We start from the raw sequence: 22,714 nt of genomic DNA, 5'->3' as shown, positions 1-22,714 counted from the left end.
TAACACATGAAATTACGGCAACAATTGATACTGGTCAGCTTACTTACTCTTAGCTTGCCATGGGCCGGTGCGCAATACGTTAAAGAAATGGAAGCTGCATTACGTTACGGTCAAACTATGGCCATCACAGCTAGCGCACAGGCTGTCGCAGACCGTATTAGCGCCAGTGAAATACTCAATAGCGCCATACAATCAAGCCACCCAGAGAATGTCATCAAACAAAGAGACCACAATCAAAACAACAAATCTCGACACATAGCATTATACGCTCACCCACTTCCACGTCCTCTTTCTATCGATGGATACCGTGATGATTGGCGTGCATTTTCTTTTTCACCCCAACGATTTACACCACCACATTCAGCAAAGAATAATGGGTTTAAGGATGACACCAAACTGATTATGGATGTTACTGCAGGCGTTTCTGAGCGCGACCTGTATCTCTTCGTCGAAGTCAAAGATGAACATTTACATTATCACCATCCTGGTTTTGATGAGATTGCCAGCGGAGATCATCTACTCATGCGACTTGGTAAGGCTGAGCACTGGCGAAATTATATTATTCGCACCAGCGCACCAGGCTCCGCCAATGTCATGTACAAAGCCGGTTCACGAATTGTGACAGAACATCGCATCAAAGCGCATTGGCAAGAGTCCGAACAAGGGTACCAAGTAGAAATTAAAATCCCGCAACATTTAGCAGCTGGGCACCTCGCCATTTCCGCCTACGACAGCAGCAATGCCCAATATGTTGGAAATATTAATTCAGGCTCACAAGCCAAACCTCTTCCTTATGTAAGCATTGAGCCATCGCTGCAACAAACTGCCGACACATTTACACACGAAGGTACTCGATTACGCATTATCAGCGACCAGCAATGGATACTTGCCGACAGTGGTAGTGTCGACAACCTCACTAGCAGCAACACACCCAAAAATATGTGGACAACGTGGATTTATCAACTTGCCCTAGGACGACAGCCTTTCCCTGAATTTGACACACAATCAGACTCTGGAAAATTACATTCAAAAGCAATTCTTAGTGCTCTGAACGGAAAAACCAGTAATCAATGGTATCGTCATGGTATTAAAAATGCCGTACAAGTTGCTGTTCCGATTTTTAACAACCTCCCTGACAGCAACATCACGAACTATAACAATAACAACACGGATAATAAAATTGATACCAACATTAATAACAACACCCATAACGTTTCAGAAGAAATTGTAGGAGAAGTTGTAGGGGTAGTTATTGCTGAGCAAACATCTCAAGAGTTTCTCGCATTAACCAACAGCGCTTTTACCCGCCTTTTTCAATATAGCCTCATGGCACTGGGAATATGCGGCATTGGTTTGATCAGCTATGCGAGTTGGTTAAGCTTTCGCATACGTAAGCTCAGTCAAGCCGCTCAATCGGCTGTAAATGGTGATGGTACAATTAACAATACATTTTCAGCCTCAGCGCATCAAGATGAAGTGGGAGATTTGAGCCGGAGTTATGGCGTTTTACTAGCGCGATTAAAAGAGTACACTGATTACCTAAGAACGCTTTCCAGTAAACTGTCACACGAATTAAGAACACCGCTGGCCATTGTGAAAACGTCTTTGGATAATTTACAGTATGAATCTGATCCAGAATTACAAAAAAAATATGTCTCTCGCGCTCAGTCTGGAGCAGATCGACTTTCCGCTATTTTAACGGCCATGAGCTCTGCTAACCGCCTTGAAGAAACGCTCAAATACACAGAAAGCGAGCTGATTAATTTATCACAAATGCTGACAGATCTGTCTCAGGCTTATGCTAGCTTATATGAAGCTAAACAGATTATCGTAACAACCGACATTACTCTCTCCCACCCCGACTTCCATGGCGCAGCCGATTTAATCGTACAAGCACTAGATAAACTTGTGGAAAATGCCGCTGACTTTTGCCCTCAACAAGGTAAAATTATTTTGGGGGTACGGAAAAATAAGTCATTCACTATCATCAGCGTGAGCAATAACGGACCCTTATTGCCTTCTAATGTTAACACCCAAATCTTTGATTCATTAGTCTCACTAAGAAATACCGAAAGCGCTAATAGCAACTCTCATACACTCAGCGAGAGTGAAGGCCACCAGACTCATTTAGGCCTTGGACTCTACATTGTCAGGTTAATTGCAGAATTCCATCATGGTTTCGCAAAAGCGTATAACAAATCAGATGAGTCAGGCGTTATTTTTGAATTACACTTACGAGAGAAGAAAATCGAATAGAATCCAGATTTCCCACAACAAAGCCAATTATCGCTATTTTTTATTTTGGCTTAATAAAGAAAAAATTAGAAAAATAATTAAAAAAAGCAAACAACATAGGCCGAGTGTAAAGGCAGTGCACCAGAGGAAATACCTATGTTATTTGCTAAAGCGCGGAATTAATAATGGAATTTATCGCTATGAAAATAGCGCGGTCTAATTCCAATCGAAAACGATTACATTTTTATTCATACCGGGTAAATACAGCCCTCCTCCCTCCAGTAAGACACTACGACTTCTATAATAGCCGTCATCATATGGCATCTCTGCGGAGCGTTGATTGCTCACAACAGGTGATTTTTCATAAACTTTAGCCGTGCCTTCTTTCGGCATGTCAATTTCAAATGGAAACAGCGCAGTGTACGACCAATCAAATATTTCCCGCTCTGGATCGCCTATGCCAATAAATGTTGAAGGTTCTTCATGCACACTCACTGGCAATGCAAAGCGGTACTGATCCTCTAATAATAAACTTGAAAAAGCGCGGTGATCACTACCAACCGCTGTACTACTTCCACGTTTACCAATCACTTTGCTGTAAATTTCTGTTGGCGATGCCATATCCGATACATCAAATACAGAAACTTTTACACCTTGAAACCAAGTCGTACCACTGGCACCCACTTTCGCGTCTTTTCCCACGCCAATCACCAACGAATCTTCAACCGGGTGTAGATAATCACTCACCCCAGGAATTTCCAACTCTCCAGCAATAACAGGGTTTTCTGTATCTGACAAATCAATCACGTAAAGAGGATCAACCTGATCAAATGTCACTAAATACAAGCGGTTTTGCATAAAGCGTGCGCTGTAAAGTACTTCTCCAAATTCTCCAATAGGTTCAGGATGCGCCTCATTGGGTAACGTAGCAATAAGACCATAGTCGCTATTTGTCGTATTATTTAGCTCTAATATTTGCAACTGATATTCGACATCATCGCTGGAAAAAATTTCATATTCTAACGACACAACCGCGCCTAAACGGCCATCAGAAAGCTCACCCAAACAGAAACGCCTTGGATAACAACTTAATAGTCCGCTGGCCATGGCTGAACCGGAATAAATCAAATTCTCATCTAAGGCAAAACCATGAATAATCGTTGCATATTGGCTGTTATCAAAAAGAGCATTTTGAGGGAAATCAATCCGATTCTTTAGTGTCGCGAGCCACTCTGTACGATATAAATAAGCTGTATTTTCTGACACATATATATCTTCCACATACCCAAAGGTGCAGCGACTCAAAAATTCTCCCGAGGCCAAATCAATACGAGTTAATGTAGTGATTACAGTCATAGACTCCTGCACTAAATCAGTGGAATAACACGATTCAGCTTTTACCAATGGCTGCTCCACACCATTAACATTCACCTGTGGAATCAAATCAGATACCTCTAGCTGTGCAAGAACATCAGCATTAGCATTCACCTCTGCTTCCGTTGTTGGGTAAGCATTTAATGTATGAAATGTTGGCCATGACTGAGTGACAAGATAAAGATACTGTCCTATTCGACGATCTGCTAACAAGCTGCCTTCAAGCGTCATCTCCCACTCTTTTTGAGCGTCACCACTACCACCCTCCAAAGCGCTAACATCATAATGATCAACATGGGTATAAGTATTCCAAATAGGATACAAACCGATATCCGACATACCCGAAAAATGAGTGACAGAACTGTCCGGTGCTTCGGAGTAACTAGAAGAGATAACCGTTAAGCCCTGCCCTTCTAAATGTAAATCTTCTGATATACGATCGAGAGGAATTGATGAGACTGCCTCTAAGGCTTGATCCTCATACTTCATCACTTGTATATCTGCACTCGTACTTACATAAAGATAATTTCCATTGAATTTCCATATGTCCGATTCATCTACGGCGGCCTCTTGTACATTAGTTCTACTAAATTGGGGGCGACTAAACTGTCCCCCCACTCCACCACTCGAGTCAGCAGCAGGCGAGTCCGAATTTAAAGTTTCAACATAAAGATTACCTTCATCATGAAGGCTTAAATAAGATTGAGAAAATTGCTCTATTAAAGCGGCATCACTGACAATAGGCTTGAGTGCTATAGAGTTTGATTTTTCAGAAGGGTTGGGCCGTGGCTGTGATTCATTTCCCCCACCTCCTCCGCCACAACCGGTTAACATTAATATAAAAGAGCCAAGCAACAGCCATTTTCGCAGGCCAAGCAACGATGTTACATCGACTTTTATATACACACTATCATGCTTAAAGCTAATAGCTTTTATTTTTCTTAGTGTCATACTCTTGCCCTCACATTTCATTCTCAGTAATTTTATTTCAACAATGCTATTTTCTGTATTTCTAGTTCAGTAGTTCTAGTTCAGTAGCTTTGGCTCAGCCGCTCGATTCAAAGAAGCGATTTCATGGTGTTTATTCAGTCGTACTGCTGCACAGCACAAACCAATATCAACATTGAGGAAAGGTCATAACGTATTAATCAGAGCGAGGCATAGCAATGAAGTAATTCATTCAGGTCAATTATGACTCACCCTTACGTACTAAATTAATCAAGTCCGACTTAAAACACTGTTAGAAAAATGCATAAGATTGTGAAAAGCTGTAAACACCAACCAACAGAAGTAATACTTCACAATTTGTTACAGCCATCCTCATCAACCCGCCTTATAATGGTAAATAGCTCGTCTAATTTGAATGAGCTGTTTAAATAAACGGTTTGAATAAACTATTGGCCATTGGCGTAACAATGTTTATAAAATTCATATTTGAATTAGGGACTCTCGTGTAAGGAGCATATTCAATCGTGAGCACCACATTAAAGACATTGGTCATTACGCTGATAAGTGGCTTGCTTGCCATGAATACACATGCTACTGCCACAGACGATGTCGTAAGCGATAGCCGCTGGAATATTGGCGTTGCCATGGGGTATGGTAAGCGCAGCAACCCTCTTTCCGGGCATAAGGATTTACCCATTGTTGCTGTCGTTGATCTCAGCTGGTACGGAGATCACTGGTTTTTTGACAACGGCGATGTCGGCCTTACTCTTATCAACAACGACTTTTTCACTGTCAACCTAATCACTCAACTGGCCCCACACCGCTGGTATTTCGAACATACCAGCCGCCAATTAATCACATTCGGCGGTACAGCCTCTTCGGGGGTAGACAATAACGGCGTTGTTGGTGACTCTGGTGCCGAAGGCGATGGCGCATCCAACGGAGGAGACGATACCCCCAACGGTGATGATGACAACCAGGGTAATGATGAACAAAATTCTTTATTAATCCCAGACCGAGATTGGGCTATCGAAAGTGGAATTGAAATATTGGCAGACGGGCAATGGGGGGCGATAGAGGCGTCCATTTCTCAAGATATATCCAGTAACCACAACGGATTCAGCACTACCCTCAGTTATGGGAAAAACTACGTTGCTGGACGATGGCTTTTTTCTAATCATTTCGGCATTACTTGGAATAACCAAGATTTAAACCATTATTACTACGGTGTGAACGACTACGAAGCCAATAGAGCAACGCCTCCATATCGCGCAGACTCCGGTTACAACGTCTACACTCGATTTCTTGCCCGCTACTACCTATCAAAGCGTTGGAGCTTCGCCATTTTAATGGATTATGAACAACTCAGCAGCGCCATCAGTGACAGCCCTTTTATAGATAACGATTATATCTGGAGTGTTTATTCAGGTTTTAAATATCGATTCTAGTTCAGCACGAAAGCTTCTGAAGTCTGTTTCATCATCCATATTTATTCATACGCCTACTCACCAATGGATTCTTTTATTCAGGTTGCGTTTGTCCCAATAAGTCTTCACACTTTACAACAAACCAAGCCGCTGGCGTGTTTATGGATCTATTTTGTCGTCATTTACATACAACATCAGAGTCACCGACGCCATCGTGTTGAACATAATTTCAAGAAAAATCACTCGATGATATGAATAATACAGTGTCAATACGTCGTTATGTTGGCTATTTATGCACCTTCATTATTTTTTTGCATTCAGTGTTGGCCCTCGCCGAAGATAACTCCACAACGCTGACTATTACACCAACGTTATGCCTCACAGATAACCCAGAGCGAATTTGCCATATGAATTTACAATTTTATTGGCAAGCAAAACTAAGCGGGAATTATTGCCTTGCAGACAATCTAGACAGGCACAACCAACAACGAAACAATTTACAATCTAGCCAAAACTTCAGTGGAAGCTCTTCTTCACAGACTCCCGAAGGCTCCCCACCCCACACTGCAACATTACAATGTTGGGCCGCACACAAAGAAGGTGAATGGCACAAAAAATATCTCATAGAAGAATCAAAAATATTTTTTATGACGCAAACTCATTCCATCACGGAATCGAAGTCAAACAACGAAAGCACACATAAAAATCAATTCAAGACTGTTGCGGAAGAGTCGGTTGAAGTACTATCCACTCACACGAAGGATCGACGGAAAAATCGACGTCGTCGACACATATGGAGCTTGCTATGAACACAACAATACAAAATCCGACGCAACAACCTGCCAATATTCTTCTTATAGAAGATGATAAAAGACTCGCTGACTTAACCAAACGCTACCTTGAACAACATCAATTTCAAGTAACGACCGAATTACGAGGCGATAGTGCCATTAAACGGTTTAAAGAAGTCAATCCGCAACTGGTTATTTTGGATTTGATGCTGCCAGGACAAGACGGTATTGAAGTATGCGCACAGCTAAGAAAACATTTTAATGGGCCAATTCTGATATTAACCGCTCGCAATACCGATATTGATGAAGTCATTGGCCTGGAAAGCGGTGCGGATGATTACCTCAAAAAGCCTGCAGAACCTATGGTGTTACTGGCGCGAATTCGAAACCTATTGCGACGCACCCACGCGGTTACCACACAAACCACCCCAGGCATACACGCTCATCCCACTTCACACAATACATTCATTAGCGATGCCTCTATTAATATTGGTCTATTAAAAATCTGCAAAAAATCTCGGCAAGTGTGGTTGGCCGATACGCCAGTGGGCATCAGTACACAAGAATACGAAGTTTTACTCCAATTAGCCGAAAATGCCGGCGAAATTATGAGCCGAGATCAATTACTGACCCAAGTAAGAGGCATTGAATACAACGGTTTGGATCGCACCATTGATGTCTATGTGTCTCGATTACGAAAGAGATTAAATGATGATCCGCAGAAGCCTTATCGAATTAAAACTGTTTGGGGAAAAGGGTATTTGTTGGTAGCCGATGCGTGGTCAGCATAAACCGATAAAATAGATTAATTCATCATCATATTATTTTGACAGACCCTTCTACCGTTACAGCTAATCTAACTACGGCAAGTTGAATTACAGTAAAACTCACTACGATAAAACCAACTAAAAAATAAAAGCAACCACAATAAAACCAACTATGGTAAATTCAACTTTCGTCAAACAGTATTGGCAATCACAGCGACTATTGATTCGATTTTACGTCATTGTCGTAATTGGATTGGCTGGGTTGGGCATCGTGCTGGATGGCGTACTGCGTCACCTTCAAGAACCCACTGTGAATGAAGACGTTTGGCTCCACCTTTTGGGGCAAAACCTGCAATATCAATTAAATAATTCAGAACCTTCGCAGTGGCCTACCCTGTTAGACTCTCTGGAATTGCCTTTTCACTATACCCTACATACTTCCCAAGCGATTCAAATCGACCCTTCTGCTGACATGAGCGATGTCGACATTATTTATGATCACTCTGATGAAGCCAATCTTTATGTGCGTTTAAACCGACACCACTCATTCATCACGTTTGGGCCTCTGCCCGATCACACCTCTGTCGATACCTTTCCTACCATCATCCGGTGGATACCAGCGATTTTTTACGGTGCTATTTTTGTATTGGTAGCCGTCTGGATAAGACCATTACTGATTGATATTGAAAGACTCAACAAAGCACTACAACAATTCAGTGATAATTACCAAAGCCCATTGCCTGAATTAAAAAACCGTTCTGCCCTAACAGGGCTGGCAACCAGCATTGACTCCATGGCAAGCAAAATTCGAAGCTTAATTAATTTACAGAAAGAACTGACCGGCGTCTTATCTCATGAACTACGAACACCATTAGCTCGAATTCATTTCTCAATTGCTTTACTAAAAAATGAATTAGGCAATCACAATGAGCTTCATGCCATCAAACAAGATATTCAAGACATTGATGAACTGTTAGATACTATTTTAAACTTCACCAAACTCGACCAACCAGACGTACCTGTTAATCCCCAATCCATACCTGCAAAAGAATGGATGGATGATATCATTCATAAATTTAAACGAACTGCTACATTCACCAAAAAATCGATTAACATTTCTGTGAATATACCTGACAAAATAAAATTTTTTGCAGACCCAACACTACTTTCACTAGCAGCAAACAACCTGATTGCTAATGCAGGACGACATACCAAAACACGAATCAACATATCCATTGGCAAAAAAAATAGTCAGTTTATCTATCTTTCGGTTGAAGATGATGGCGAAGGTGTCATGACGGAAGATCAACAAATTATTTTCGAACCCTTTAAGCGTAGTGGTAATAAAGAGTATGTATCTAAGCAAAATACTATTGGAGATGAAGGAAGAGGTTATGGGTTAGGGTTGGCCATTGTTAAACGTGTCATCACATTACATAAAGGAAAAATCTCGGTTCAGCCTAGCGCTGACTTAGGCGGCGCGTTATTTACCCTGTCTATCCCGACGGAGGAAAAACAACTGTGACTTATGGCAGGCTTCATTTTAATATTTAGACTGAAAGTGATTTAAGCTGAATAAGTATCGTGCATCGACACTTATTCTTATTTTCTGAAAATTGAAGCAGTATCATGACTATGCAATAAAGCCATTTCTACTCAATGTATCATACCCCACCAATCCTATTTGCTCTTGATTTAACGCTGCCACACATTGCCCATTTCTATCCCAAACAGCGGATGAACCTGCCCCCACAAAATCATCGCACGGCCCCATACAGTTTGACATAATCACAACTATTCTTTGTTCTCGTGCGACCTTCTGATAAAAAGGTATTGCCTTTTTTACATCTGTGGCAGATTTTGCCACACTGGCCATGTAAACCGTTGCACCCGCTTGCACCACTTCGGCGACATGCTCAGGTTGACAAGACTCATAACAAATTGCGGGGCCTATCTGCTCGTCCCCCCAAGTCAAACAACGCAAAGAAGTGCCAGCAGAAAAAAACGGCAACTCGCCAGAAAATAATCGTCGCTTTGCGTACCATTGTCGTTTCTCATTTGGTGTAAAAGTCACCATTCCAATAAAAGGAAGATCACGGCTTTGCAGTGGCGCTCCCAAAGAGATCATCATGCTATAGTGGTCGCTCAATTGCTGGAAGCTATCCAATATCGATGAAGATGGCTGCAGGGCCAAATCCTTGGCATGTTTTGGCTCATAGCCTGTTAACGACAATTCCGAAAACACAATACAATCCACTTTCTGCTTCGCAGCCTTATGAATCAGTTCATAATGACGATGGCTATTTTCTTGAATATCTCCAGCTACCGTCTCACACTGTGCAGCAGCAATGCGCATTTACACCTCTCTATTTTAATACCGACAAATTAATACCGACAAATTTAATACCGACAAACGCTTTAATATCGACAAACGTTGATTTGTTTTTCGAGTCAATGATTTTTCGCATCAATCAACATGCCTGCCAACTCATTAAATGAATCGTTATTCAACAGTGCCCAGAGATCCCCTTCTTTTAATAAGGATTGCAATTCTGGGTCTTGCTGTAGCTGTTGAAATTTTGGATCTGCCTGAAGATAACCAATTTTGTGATAAAATGTGATCATAGTTTGTGCAAGCACTGCATTCCCATCGTCGCCTAATGCCTGTTCTTCAAAAAATGTTTTCAATTGATCAGCACCCTCGCTGGCACTTAAATTTCGATAGATGGCTTCATTCATTAATCCATCAAGATTGCTATTGGCCATTAACTCCTGAGAGTAAGGGTCGTTCATAAAAACCGAAAACATAGGCTCTTTGTACAAACCACGAAAGGCACCCAAGGTTGCTTGGGGCTGTTCAACCATTACCGCTACCAAAGGCGCCTGAACATCTTCAGATTGGCTCAACCACCCAGTTAAAACAGGATTCACCAACTTTTTCGCGAGCAATACCACATCCTTTGGAAACATCCTTTGATGAGTGTTAACAAGCTCTGTTGTTTCATTTTGAGGTGGTATTTCATAGTTAGCATTTATTTCATTGTGAAGTTGTGTTTCATTGTGAATATTCGAATAAGCCAATTGAGTATCCATCGGCTGCATCTCTATTAGCAGTAAAATAAACCACACCGTGATCAACATCACCATACTGCCATAGAGCGTACCCACTCCTAAACCACTGACTCTGGAGGCAATACTTTTGTAGCGCAAGGGCGAGAAGTGAATAATTAATCGAGAAAAAACAGCCGTAATCACAAGTGTACCAACGAACAATAACGTTACACTTAACCAGTGCAATTTGAGCCCTGACAACATGGTTTGGCTATCTACCCAAGCTCTCATCTCATCGGTATAAAACCACACCATTGCATAAGCGAGTACCAACCCCAGTAAATCAAAAATACTCAGCCATATACCCTTACGCCAACCGCGCCACGCCCCCATCATCACGGGAAATAAAATAATGCACCAGCCAATAATGTGTGCGACGTCACCCGACACTATCGCTTGCATAAAAGCTCCTTTATTAAAATTCGATTCTCTCTGCCCTCACTGTGTATATAACATTTCTGATACACCAAAGATTTTAACTGCAACGGAAATAAAACATTCGAGAGCCAAGCAAGCCGTTAATGAAAAAGTAAGGATTAAAAAAGATCAATCACAGAACCCGACTTTAAGGAGCGGTTACCCATAATACTTGCGCATCGGTGTCACTGACAGAAACCAAACAATGCCCCATTCTCGCATCGTAATACATGCTATCCCCTTCCTTGAGTGTCACGGGCTCATAGAACTCGGTGTACACGGCAATGGCACCGGTGAGCACCAATAAAAACTCCTCCCCTTCATGACGAACCCACCCGTCAAAGTCCTCAAATCGACGTGCCCGCACTGTGCACTTGAACGGCATCATTTTTTTGCGACTAATATCCACTGCCAGCAGCTCATGCTCATACGTTGTCGTCGGATGCGGCTTGCCTGCACCGTCACGAGTAATATCGCGTCGACCATTGGCTTCTGGCCCCTCTTCAGGTGGTGCAAAAATCTGAGGAATATCTAACCCCAAACCCGCCGCCAACTTTTGTAGCGCTTGAAATGTAGGGGAGATTTGCTCGTTCTCAATTTTAGATAACGTGGACCGCGCAAGGCCCGTGCGCTGGCTCGCTTCTTCCAACGTTAAATTTTGCGACAAGCGCAGCTCTTTTAAGCGTTCGCCCAATTGAATAGGCTGGACACGCTTTTCGTTTTCGCCAACTTGAATATTCATAATCGGGCCATCTGGCGTGACAGTCTGGCCACTGACAACACCTTGCTGCTCATCGACCACACTTTGCTTAGTCTGGGCGTCATTTTTTTCCTTCGATGCTGTCTCAATGTCACTCACGGTTTTACGATCAGCCATACTTAGTCCTGCATTGTTATTGGTATCTTGTTTATCAATACCTTGGTTATCAATAGCTTGAAATCACACTTGCGCTCTGATGAACGCCCCCACTCATCATTTGATGAGAAAAATGACCAACGAGCGGCCAAAAAACTGATATGGCGTCAAAAGCGTAAAGTTTCTATTGCAATAAAAAGTTTCTTATAGGAAATACAAATTGCCGATAGGAAACTAGGTTGCTAAAATCGCGCCCGTTTTCAAACCTGTTACTGAATAGCTGTGTTTATTTGGTGAACAAACGGGCAAATTACGATCCGGGTCTTGGGCGAATCATCATTCATCGCCCCACCTTTGAGTTAAGTACGAGTACATAAGGGTAATGCAATGACGAATCCACTGCACAATGCGCCTCTCTCTGCCTTGCAGTATGACGACGAATTTATTCAACGACATATCGGCCCCAATGACCCCCAAGTGCAAGCAATGCTAGAAACCCTGGGCGTCGAAAGTGTACAAACGCTCATCGAAAAAACCGTTCCAGAACAAATCGCTAAACGTGACGATTTGGCGCTAGAGCAAGCACAAAGCGAGACTCAAGCGTTAGCAGAACTGAAAACACTTGCCGAAAAAAACCAGGTTTTCAAAAGCTACATTGGCATGGGCTATCACGACACCCATGTGCCTCATGTGATTTTACGCAATGTTCTGGAAAACCCTGGTTGGTATACCGCCTATACCCCCTATCAACCTGAAATTTCCCAAGGCCGATTGGAAGCGCTGCTGCACTTTCAACAAATGGTGATGGACTTAACCGGTATGGACTTGGCCAATGCCTCCATGCTGGACGAAGGGACTGCCGCTGCAGAAGCCATGACCATGTGCAAACGCCAACAGAAGCGTAACCCTTCCGATAACTTTATTGTGGATGAGCAAACCCACCCCCAAACCCTAGCGGTGGTTCAAACCCGTGCCGAACATTTTGGCTTCAACGTATTGGTGGGTAACGTAGATTCCCTGCTGAAAGAGCACGACTGTTTTGGTGTGTTGCTGCAATACCCCGGCAGCAATGGTGAAGTGAAGGACTTGACCCATACTATTCGTAACGCACACGAAAAGAACGCTTTAGTTACTGTCGCAGCAGATTTGCTGAGTCTCGTTCTCTTGAAATCACCGGGAAGCATGGGCGCGGACGTAGTGGTGGGTAGTAGCCAACGTTTTGGTGTGCCGATGGGCTTTGGCGGACCACACGCTGCCTTCTTCGGATTCCGCGATAAATACAAACGCTCAGCACCTGGCCGAATTATTGGTGTCTCGATTGATGCCAATGGCAAACAAGCTTTACGCATGGCCATGCAAACTCGTGAGCAACACATTCGCCGCGAGAAAGCCAATTCCAATATCTGTACATCACAAGTTTTACTGGCCGTAATCAGCGCATTTTATGCCATTTACCACGGTCCGGATGGTTTGAAACGGATCGCTCACCGCGTACATCGGTTAACGGGCCTGCTTGCCAGTGCGTTGAAAACTAAGGGTTACTCACTAGAGAATGACGCCTACTTCGATACCTTAACCGTGAATACCGGAGAAGAAACCGCCAGTATTTACAAAGCCGCACTCGATGCTGGCATCAACCTGCGTTTACTCGATGGCAAAGTGGGCATTAGCCTCAATGAAACCACCCGCCTAGAAGACGTGTCTGCTCTAGTGCGTCTGTTCGGTAAAAAGAACCAGCTCGTGGACTTGGCCTCACTGGATAAGACTCTGCAATCGCAATTTCACGGTATTGAAGAAAGTTTACTGCGCGAAGACGACATACTCAGCCACGAAAACTTCAATCGTTTCCATAGCGAATCGGAAATGTTGCGCTACTTGAAGCGCCTTGAGGCCAAAGATATTGCCCTCAATGAAAGTATGATTCCGCTCGGTTCTTGTACCATGAAACTCAACGCTACCGCTGAAATGATTCCAGTGACCTGGCGTGAATTCGGCGGATTACATCCGTTTGCCCCAATTGATCAGGCTCAAGGCTACACCCAACTCTTCAACGAGCTGGAGCAAATGTTGAAAGCTTGTACAGGATACGACGCCATCAGCCTTCAACCCAATGCTGGTTCTCAGGGCGAATACGCAGGCTTAGTGGCCATCAAAAAGTACTTTGAAAGCCGTGGCGAAAACCAACGTAATTTATGCTTAATTCCTGCTTCTGCCCACGGCACCAACCCAGCCTCGGCTCAAATGGCGGGTATGGGTGTGGTGGTGGTTGCCTGCGACGACCAAGGCAATATCGACCTTAACAGCCTTGACGAGAAAATCACCCAACATGGTGAACGTGTCGCAGCAATCATGATCACCTACCCATCGACCCACGGCGTTTTCGAGGAAAACGTCACCACCGTGTGCGAAAAAATGCATGCCATTGGTGCTCAAGTTTATATCGATGGGGCCAACATGAACGCGCTGGTCGGATTGGCGGCACCGGGTAAATTTGGCGGTGATGTGTCTCATTTGAATTTACACAAAACATTCTGTATCCCTCACGGCGGCGGTGGCCCTGGAATGGGGCCAATCGGTGTTGCTTCTCACTTGGCACCGTTTTTACCGGCACACCCAGTGCAACCGGTACCTGGCACAGAAGCCATTAACGGCACTATTTCTGCGGCGCCTTGGGGCTCGGCCAGTATTCTCCCGATTAGCTGGATGTACATTCGAATGATGGGCCAGACGGGAATGCGTCGCGCCACTGAAATGGCCATTCTCAATGCCAATTATGTGGCTCGTTGTTTAGAAGACCATTACCCCATTTTGTACAAAGGCAAGAATGGCTTCATTGCCCACGAATGCTTACTCGACCTGCGCCCCATCAAAGACAGCAGCGGCATTACGGAAGAAGACATCGCCAAACGCTTAATGGATTTCGGTTTCCACGCTCCCACCATGAGCTTCCCAGTGGCCGGCACGTTAATGATCGAGCCTACAGAATCCGAGTCCAAGCATGAGCTGGATCGTTTTATCGAAGCGATGATTACCATTCGAAAAGAAATCGCTGAAGTGGAATCTGGCAACTGGCCTGCTGACAATAACCCGCTGCGCCGAGCACCCCACACACAAGACGACTTACTCGGTGATTGGGATCGTCCTTACTCTCGTGAAACCGCCGCACGCCCAGCCACTTGGTTGAAACAACACAAAGTGTGGCCGTCCGTGAATCGCGTAGACAATGTTTATGGTGATCGAAACTTAATTTGCTCGTGCCCAAGTATTGAAAATTACATGGATTAACCGCGAACAATATTAATCTCGAACAATAGCGTTTTACGGACTTTGGGGATCGTCCGCAAAAATGAGCCCTTATGGACTTCTACAACCCAAGTAAAATTTAGCGGGCACCTTGTGCCCGCTCTTTTTATTCAAAGTAATTATTACTGAAGTAATTTCTAACAAGATAATTTCTGCTTTCTTCTCACCTTCTGTTTCACTTTCCCGCGTTCATTTTTTTGTCATAAATTCTTAAATCACTTTCTTTGAGAGCATTTTTTGAGAGCAGACCACCATCGACCTCTTTATTTGACACAGTTTTATATACAATTTTAACTAGAGCACTTTTTTCATGAAGTTGACGATTTTCTCTGGTATAGAGGTTTATAGATTTAACAATGCCCGTACAATGTACGTCGAAGATGGTATGTGATCTAAATCGTACGTCGCGTTATAGTAGTCGAATCACAGAGCAGTCGAGTGGTTTTATAAAAATACTCATCGTGGACAACAACCGATACCCATCCCTTTTGCCAAGGATGCTCACACTCTCATGACAAAAAATGAAATGATTGAAACGCCACTGACAGCAACGACCCGAAAACTCACCTCTCTTGATAATACAGCCCAAGAGGCAAGTTATTTTCCTTATTTTGATTATTTGAGAATATTATTGGCGTCTGTGGTGATGCTTCACCATGATGATGTTATTGGATGGCATCACAGTGGTGCCTTAGCAGTAGATGTTTTTTTTGCCATGAGCGGTTGGTTAATTGGCAGTATTTTACTTGAAACACCCCGCCATAAATTACCCCGCTTTTACTTTAACCGCGCCATTCGAATTTGGATTCCATACTACCTTGCTGTCGGCGCCATGATCGCCGCTAGTATTTTAAAAGACCCCATTGATACAAAGTGGTTTGAATTTGTTATTTACAAAATCACGTGGGTATACAATATCTTTGGTACACCACAACTGGCCGACTGCGTCCAATGTATGCCACTGGACGGCACCGGCAACCACGTTTGGAGTGTAAACGCCGAAGAACAGTTTTATCTCTGGGCGCCCATCTTTCTTGTTATTCTCGCATCATTTGGTCGCAGCCCCGTCACATGGGTACTGTTTGCCGGGGTTTCCTGGTACTTTGAAATTTACGCTCCTATTTCACTCGGTGTACTTGCCGCTATCCTGGCAAAGCGTTACGGAGATTTCTACAACAATGCCAAAGCACGATTGGCCTTTGGAATTGTTATTGCCCTGTGTACTTTAGGGTTTATTTTCGACGATCATTTCTATTGGTATTCACCACTGTTTTCCATTGCCGTGGTTCTATTTTTTGCCATACACGGCAAGCAACATAAATACGGTGCACTTCTCGGAGGTATGTCCTACCCGCTGTATCTCAATCATTGGATCGGCGTCTTTGTTTTTAATATGGTGCTCGACCCCTTTGGCCTTCGGGACTCACCATTAAGGCAATTACTTGCCTCCCTCCTCAGCTTGGGAATTGCAGCCTTTCTATATTGGTTTATCGAACGTAAAGTATTGGCGATGAGAAGCAAAATCTATACTGAAAAATTGGGGAAATTCTTCACTGCATCGGCGTATCTGACAGTAATTGCAGGTACAGCTTATGGTGTCTATATGTTGAACGCTTAATCTTAATACACTTAATATTAATACACTTTATCTTTCCATTTTAATTCTTACTGTATAAGTTAGTTTAGTCGCCACCCTTTTTAGGGGGGCGCGGTGTTTTTTCAGAAAAGTCGGCCTCCCCACTTCTTACCCCCATTTTTCGCCAACGCACCGACCCTAAACGTTTCGCTAACTTTTTCATACTCACCACCGAATCTCGTTCATCGACGATGTTAGTACCCAATAAGTTTTCAAAAATATCCTCCATGGTCAATATGCCACGCATACCACCGTATTCATCGACCACCAGCAACATATGTGCATCACGGCTAATCATGGTTTCAAACGCCTGAAGTAAACTTGCTTCTCCCACAATTGCCGGCAAATCTCGTGCATACGTTTGCAAACAATCTTGATCTTGTCCTCGCATGAAAGCCAATAACAAATCACTACGTAATACAAAACCGGTTACTTTTTCCGGTTCAGAATAAATAGGCAATCGTGAAAACGATGCTGCTTCGATTTTTTCACGCAACGACGCCAAAGTGGCCGCCTCATCAAAACCCAACACAACAGGCCGAGGTGTCATTGCGGCATTAACGCTGCGCTCCCCCAATAAAAAGACATTCCGTAATACAACCGACTCTTGCTGTGTTAACTCCCCCTCTTCTCGGCCCAATTCTGCCATGGCCGCAAATTCCTGGCGGCTAAAACCTTTTAAAGTGGCCTCTGAATGCTCCATCCGTTCCGTAATTTTCTTGGTGAGCCAGACAAACGGTCCCATCCAACGGACTAAAGAAGATAAAACAAATGCCGTAGTAGGTGCTAACATTCGCCAATATTGGGCACCCAAAGCCTTAGGAATAATTTCAGAAAAAATAAGAATAACCAGCGTTAACACACCTGAGAATATGCCCATATAGACATTCCCAAACAACATCGCCGCCTGTGCGCCAGCTCCGGCAGCACCCACGGTATGAGCAATGGTATTTAAGGTGAGAATAACGGCGAGGGGGCTATTGATATCAGATTTTAACGTTTTAAGCCGTCGACCAGAGGGCTTGCCTTGCTGTTCAAGCGCAGCAATGTATGACGTGGTAACACTTAAAATCACCGCTTCAGCAATTGAGCACAAAAAAGAAATACCAACCGCTAAAACGACGTAAGCGACGAGAAGAACCATGGGGTGTTATCCAGTGACTATAATTATTCGACTATCACTCTGCCATTTTGCGTTTTTTAAATAACAATCATCAGTGATACACATTCATCAGTGATACACATTCATCAGTGATACACATTCATCAGTGATACACATTCATCAGTGTACGCAAAATAGAAGTTTAACAACACCTTAACCATTGCACGATGGCAATGGTTTAGTTCACATAATTCATATCAGAATAACATCAGACCATTCAGTAATAGGCAGCTGAATGATCAGTGGATCAATACAGGTGAATTAACAGAAAATTCAAACTGTTTGCACAGCCGGTGTACGATTCAGGCGTGTTTTGGCATAAATCGGAAAATAGCACCAACTTAATAGTTTCATTCTCAATATTACCCACCGAATCATCAATGATAATAAAATTGAAAGTACATAGGCTAAAGCTGAAGACACGATAATGAGATCTGCGCCGAATAAGTTTTCTAAGGTTTGGGAAATTTTATACAGTGGATAATAGTGGAAGATCAGAATAAATAAGCTTCCATTTCCCAAGACCATTAGCCCTGTTGAAAACCAACTAACACGGGCTATCCAATAAGATAGCGTCAGTACAACATACAGCCCAGAAATTGAAGCTAGGGTTGCCCAAATGGGTGATTCATACCGAGCAACACCTAAATCGATCAAAGCATCAGTAAAGGTTGCAATACTCAGGAACACTGCCAAAGCAACGCCACACAGTAAAGTATTAGGTTGAAAATCAACGACCTGTTGGCGACAAAGGCGTCCTGAAGCAAAAAAGGCCAAACTCAATAAAACAGAATCAAACCGAAAGGGTAATCCGTTTGAAGAAACACTCCCGACGCCTGTGGAAAGCGCCACATCGGGTACAGCTTCGGCCAAGAACTTACCGGAAATCAATAACCCAGTAATGGTTAATATTTGAACCCACAATCTTCGTTCCGACAAACGAGTGAATCGAAACAATAAATACGCTGCAACAAATACAAGCCACAAGTGCGTGAGATACCACATCGGCCCCCAACGAATGGTGTCACGATTACCATAGACAATACCAATGAATGCCTCCCACATTTGCACAATCACCTGTGTGAGATTACCGTGCCTTGCTGCCACTACACCCAGCAAAAGCATGACACCAATAGAGGTCACAAAATACGGTTTTAGTAATTCATCGCTTTTTTTTAAGAAAAATTGTCGAGGGGTATAAGCAATACTGAAAAAAACACCTGATAAGAAAAAAAACAGCGGCATTCGAAACAACGACATTGCATCATTAAGGGGAGATACTCGGAAAATCTCCACATGCCCAAGAACAACAAGACCGATACTAATGCCTTTAGCGATGTCGATTAAAACAACTCTCTGACTCATAGCGACCATTCCTTGGAATATGAAAGTTAAGGTCCTATACCGTGCCAACTTAAGAAAACGATTATTTTTCAAAAATCATTTTAGTTATAAAAAAGCTGCAACCATTTCTCAAAATTATTGTGACACAGTTTTATTCCAAAAAGAGCAGAAAGAGGCGCCAGAGACTAAATTAATGGCATAAAAAACAACCTAACAAAAAACAATCAATTATGCGCCATAAAGACGGCTATCTAGCATAGGCCACCCAAGGAGCGACAGCCGTTGTGTAAGAAACGAGCCAAGAAGTCTATATTGGAGTTTATTGCCGCTCGCTGGCACGAATAGGCCATAGTGCTAGCACATACCGAACGCTAGGCTCTAAGTCTGCCTGTTCATACTTTTTGATAGCACTGACGGAATACTGAATAGCACTGACTGAATACTGAATAGCACTGACTGAATAATGCTTAAGTGAAAAGCAGCTTCCCGAAAGAGGAAGCAACGCATAACTAACGTGAATCCTAGAGTCATGATTAATTAAGGAAACCCTATGAGCACTCAAACAGAGTTTACCTCCTTCATCCCCCCTCAAAGAACATTGATGGGCCCAGGACCTTCCGATGTATCCCCAAGAGTTTTGGAGGCGCTTGGCCGACCCACTATTGGTCACCTTGACCCCGAATTTATTCGCTTAATGGATGAAACGAAACAACTGCTTCAGTACGCTTTCCAAACTCAGAATCCATTAACCATGCCAATATCAGCCCCTGGATCAGCCGGTATGGAGGCATGCTTTGTCAATTTGCTCGAACCTGGTGATACCGCCATTGTGTGTGTTAATGGTGTGTTCGGCACCCGTATGATTGAAAATGTAGAGCGTTGTGGCGCTAATGCGATTCGAGTCGATGACGAATGGGGCAAACCTGTCGACCCGCAAAAGGTAGAAGATGCACTCAAAGCCAACCCGACTGCAAAAGTACTTGCCTTTGTTCACGCAGAAACCTCTACGGGCGTGCGATCTGACGCCGAAGCCATCGCCAAGCTCGGCAAAGCCCACAATTGTTTGGTGATCGCGGATACCGTAACCGCATTGGGTGGTATCGAATTAAAGATAGATGAATGGGGTATCGACGCGGCTTACTCTGGCACGCAGAAGTGTTTATCTTGCGTGCCGGGCATTTCACCGGTTACCTTCAGTCAAGAAGCGGTTGAAAGCATTCATGCCCGCAAGACAAAAGTACAGAGCTGGTTTTTAGATAAAAATCTCGTGATGGGATATTGGGGTGGCGGCGCGAAACGAGCGTATCACCATACCGCTCCAGTCAATGCTATGTATGCCTTGCACGAATCTCTGGTCATGCTCAAACAAGAAGGGTTAGAAAACGCTTTTGCTCGCCATCAATCCATGCACAACCAATTAAAATTAGGTTTGGAAGAATTAGGCATTCAATTTGTTGTTGAAGAAAGCTATCGACTACCTCAACTGAATTCAGTTTGGATACCCGAAGGCTTGGATGATGCAACGATTCGTAAACAACTACTGGAAGATTTTAATCTCGAAATCGGTGCAGGACTGGGCAATTTTGCAGGGAAAGTCTGGCGAATTGGATTAATGGGCTACTCTGCCAAACCAGAGAATGTAGAAAAGTGCATCTCGGCACTCAAAGCGGTTATTGGTTAATTTGAACGTATAAAAAAACCATGCGAAGACTATCGTATGGTTTTTTTGAAAGCCATTTACCCGTTTAAAAACAAAGGTATCCATTTAGGTAATTAACCTTAAAAGTCTTCTAACGATAAAATATCGTGCTGCTTTAAAAAGGCATACAACGCTTCTTTTTCATCGATTCGAGTATTCACAAAAGTGCTGTGTTTTGTCACAGGGGGAAAATTATCACCCCCTGCCGCCAAATAACTACTTAATGCCAAGCGGTATTGCGCACCTAGATCAATCGGCTGCCCTGTTTTCGTTAATACAATCTGCGTTCCATTATTTGTCAGTGTAAAACCGGCAAATTCAGCACCCATCTGATTACTTGGAAAAATTTCAGCATTACTTAGATAGTCAATCAGCTCTTTGCCAGATAAATCCACATAGCAAATTTTATTATTGAATGGAGTCACTTGTAATACGGCTTTTCGAGTAATAATACCTGGTGTAAATCCATCTCGAATCCCCCCTGCGTTATAGATCGCCACATCCGCACCCACCGACATCATTAAACTACGAGAGAGTAATACCCCTAATGGACTGGAATTCGGGAAGCGGCTACGATCTTCTCTTAAAAAAGTATCGCTTGTCACAGTTAACGGCTGTTGAAGAGAACTCATACCCCGTTGCTGATAGACGTTTAAAAACGCTTGTAACTCTTGATCTGGCTGAATATATTCTCCAATGAATTGACGCTCCCCCTCAATTTCTTCCGTCAAATTGATAGGGATTAATTGATAATTAAGAAGCTTCACTTTACGACCAGTAATCTGTAAATCCATACGACCAACATAACGCCCCCACTCTTGAGCTTGCACAATCCAAGTGCCATTTCTACGATCTGGCCGACAGGGTGTACCAGGAGAATATTTATGCAGTAACTGCTTGCGCTCATCCACACAAATGACTTCAGCTGAATGCCCCCCCACAATTAAATCTAACCCCTCGACACTCTCTGCCAAGGTGACATCCGAACCTATATCGTATTCATGATGCCCCATGTGTGTCAGCGCAATTTGTACATGAGAACGCGTATTCACTTCCTCTAAAATGTCAAACGCTTCCACCTCTGGCATACGGAAACGTAAGCGCTTTATATAGTTAGGGTTGCCAATATTGGCTGTTTCGTGGGTGGTCAAACCAATGACAGCGATGTCTATTCCACCGAATGAAAAAATTTTGTAAGGGTCAAAAAGACGTTGGCCTTTTCGGTTATAAATATTGGCCGCCAAAAAAGGAAATTCTGCCCATTGCTGTTGTTTGCGTAATACCTTCAATGGGTTGTCAAATTCATGATTACCCACCGCCATGGCATCGTATCCTAACCAATTCATGCCTTTAAAATCCGGCTCAGCATCTTGGTGGTCTGATTCTGGAACGCCAGTGTTAATATCACCCCCTGATAATAACAACGTATACCCACCTTGAGCTGACACCTCTTTTCGAATGGTGTCCACCACTGTCTTTCTTGCGGCTAAGCCATATTCACCGTGCTGGTTATGCCAAAAGCGGCCATGGTGATCGTTGGTGTGCAAAATCGTCAAACGAATCGAAGGCTCAGGAGCGGTCTCAGCCAAGCAACTGGTTAGTAACGGTAAAAGGCCACACCAAAGTACGAAAGGCGTGCAGCGG

General features: G+C 43.4%; 16 protein-coding genes. 8 read left to right on the top strand and 8 right to left on the bottom strand.

All coding sequences use genetic code 11. From position 1 onward, the window contains the following. Positions 1 to 6: 6 nt before the first annotated feature. Entirely contained in the window at positions 7 to 2,256 is a 2,250-nt protein-coding gene (locus LU351_RS01100) for a histidine kinase dimerization/phospho-acceptor domain-containing protein (RefSeq protein WP_232592148.1), read from the top strand. A gap of 195 nt (positions 2,257 to 2,451) precedes the next feature. Here LU351_RS01100 and LU351_RS01095 read toward each other — a convergent pair whose 3' ends face one another. Then, positions 2,452 to 4,560, bottom strand: a complete 2,109-nt coding sequence (locus tag LU351_RS01095; protein ID WP_232592147.1) for a beta-propeller domain-containing protein — start codon at positions 4,558 to 4,560, stop codon at positions 2,452 to 2,454. 521 nt (positions 4,561 to 5,081) lie between these two features. Here LU351_RS01095 and LU351_RS01090 point away from each other — a divergent pair. From LU351_RS01090 to LU351_RS01075, 4 genes are all read left to right on the top strand, one after another. After that, entirely contained in the window at positions 5,082 to 6,005 is a 924-nt protein-coding gene (locus LU351_RS01090) for a MipA/OmpV family protein (RefSeq protein WP_232592146.1), read from the top strand. Positions 6,006 to 6,235: 230 nt separating this feature from the next. After that, positions 6,236 to 6,793: a DUF3019 domain-containing protein gene (locus LU351_RS01085; RefSeq protein ID WP_232592145.1), complete on the top strand. Its 558-nt coding sequence runs from the start codon at positions 6,236 to 6,238 to the stop codon at positions 6,791 to 6,793. Continuing rightward, the gene (locus tag LU351_RS01080) at positions 6,790 to 7,566 is read left to right on the top strand and encodes a response regulator (protein WP_232592144.1); all 777 of its coding nucleotides are present in this window, start codon (positions 6,790 to 6,792) and stop codon (positions 7,564 to 7,566) included. Before LU351_RS01085 ends, LU351_RS01080 begins: the two co-directional genes overlap by 4 nt. Before the next feature lie 148 nt (positions 7,567 to 7,714). Then, positions 7,715 to 9,067, top strand: a complete 1,353-nt coding sequence (locus LU351_RS01075) for a sensor histidine kinase (RefSeq protein WP_232592143.1) — start codon at positions 7,715 to 7,717, stop codon at positions 9,065 to 9,067. Between the two features lie 108 nt (positions 9,068 to 9,175). On the opposite strand, the gene LU351_RS01070 is transcribed toward LU351_RS01075, so the two are convergent. From LU351_RS01070 to LU351_RS01060, 3 genes are all read right to left on the bottom strand, one after another. Continuing rightward, complete coding sequence (locus LU351_RS01070; RefSeq protein ID WP_232592142.1) at positions 9,176 to 9,898, bottom strand: carbon-nitrogen hydrolase family protein; 723 nt, start codon at positions 9,896 to 9,898, stop codon at positions 9,176 to 9,178. A 95-nt stretch (positions 9,899 to 9,993) separates the two neighbouring features. Next, a complete protein-coding gene (locus LU351_RS01065) occupies positions 9,994 to 11,055 on the bottom strand; it encodes a CvpA family protein (RefSeq protein WP_232592141.1) in 1,062 nt (353 codons plus the stop codon). Between the two features lie 163 nt (positions 11,056 to 11,218). Further along, positions 11,219 to 11,947, bottom strand: coding sequence for a helix-turn-helix domain-containing protein (locus tag LU351_RS01060; RefSeq protein WP_232592140.1), 729 nt, complete (start codon positions 11,945 to 11,947; stop codon positions 11,219 to 11,221). Between the two features lie 366 nt (positions 11,948 to 12,313). On the opposite strand from LU351_RS01060, the gene gcvP reads away from it, so the two are divergent. Both gcvP and LU351_RS01050 read left to right on the top strand, forming a co-directional pair. After that, positions 12,314 to 15,211, top strand: coding sequence for an aminomethyl-transferring glycine dehydrogenase (gene gcvP, locus LU351_RS01055; protein ID WP_232592139.1), 2,898 nt, complete (start codon positions 12,314 to 12,316; stop codon positions 15,209 to 15,211). A 529-nt stretch (positions 15,212 to 15,740) separates the two neighbouring features. Continuing rightward, on the top strand, positions 15,741 to 16,847 hold the full coding sequence (locus LU351_RS01050; protein WP_232592138.1) for an acyltransferase family protein: 1,107 nt from the start codon (positions 15,741 to 15,743) through the stop codon (positions 16,845 to 16,847). Positions 16,848 to 16,911: 64 nt separating this feature from the next. Here LU351_RS01050 and LU351_RS01045 read toward each other — a convergent pair whose 3' ends face one another. The 3 genes from LU351_RS01045 to LU351_RS01035 all read right to left on the bottom strand — a co-directional run bounded on the left by LU351_RS01045 (position 16,912) and on the right by LU351_RS01035 (position 19,933). After that, a complete protein-coding gene (locus tag LU351_RS01045; protein WP_232592137.1) occupies positions 16,912 to 18,009 on the bottom strand; it encodes a CNNM domain-containing protein in 1,098 nt (365 codons plus the stop codon). Positions 18,010 to 18,300: 291 nt separating this feature from the next. Next, positions 18,301 to 19,392, bottom strand: coding sequence for an acyltransferase family protein (locus LU351_RS01040; RefSeq protein WP_232592136.1), 1,092 nt, complete (start codon positions 19,390 to 19,392; stop codon positions 18,301 to 18,303). Between the two features lie 298 nt (positions 19,393 to 19,690). Continuing rightward, positions 19,691 to 19,933, bottom strand: coding sequence for a hypothetical protein (locus LU351_RS01035; protein ID WP_232592135.1), 243 nt, complete (start codon positions 19,931 to 19,933; stop codon positions 19,691 to 19,693). On the opposite strand from LU351_RS01035, the gene LU351_RS01030 reads away from it, so the two are divergent. Further along, the gene (locus LU351_RS01030) at positions 19,922 to 21,052 is read left to right on the top strand and encodes a pyridoxal-phosphate-dependent aminotransferase family protein (RefSeq protein WP_232592134.1); all 1,131 of its coding nucleotides are present in this window, start codon (positions 19,922 to 19,924) and stop codon (positions 21,050 to 21,052) included. The genes LU351_RS01035 and LU351_RS01030 overlap by 12 nt on opposite strands. A 98-nt stretch (positions 21,053 to 21,150) precedes the next feature. On the opposite strand, the gene ushA is transcribed toward LU351_RS01030, so the two are convergent. Then, positions 21,151 to 22,659 carry a bifunctional UDP-sugar hydrolase/5'-nucleotidase UshA gene (ushA, locus tag LU351_RS01025; protein ID WP_232592133.1) on the bottom strand — a complete coding sequence of 503 codons (1,509 nt, stop codon included), beginning with the start codon at positions 22,657 to 22,659 and terminating at the stop codon, positions 21,151 to 21,153. Positions 22,660 to 22,714: the final 55 nt, after the last annotated feature.

The organism is Marinibactrum halimedae, from assembly GCF_021234875.1.
Taxonomy (GTDB): domain Bacteria; phylum Pseudomonadota; class Gammaproteobacteria; order Pseudomonadales; family Cellvibrionaceae; genus Marinibactrum; species Marinibactrum halimedae.
Note: the sequence above shows the minus strand (reverse complement) of the source record. Positions and strands in the feature narration are given on the sequence as shown.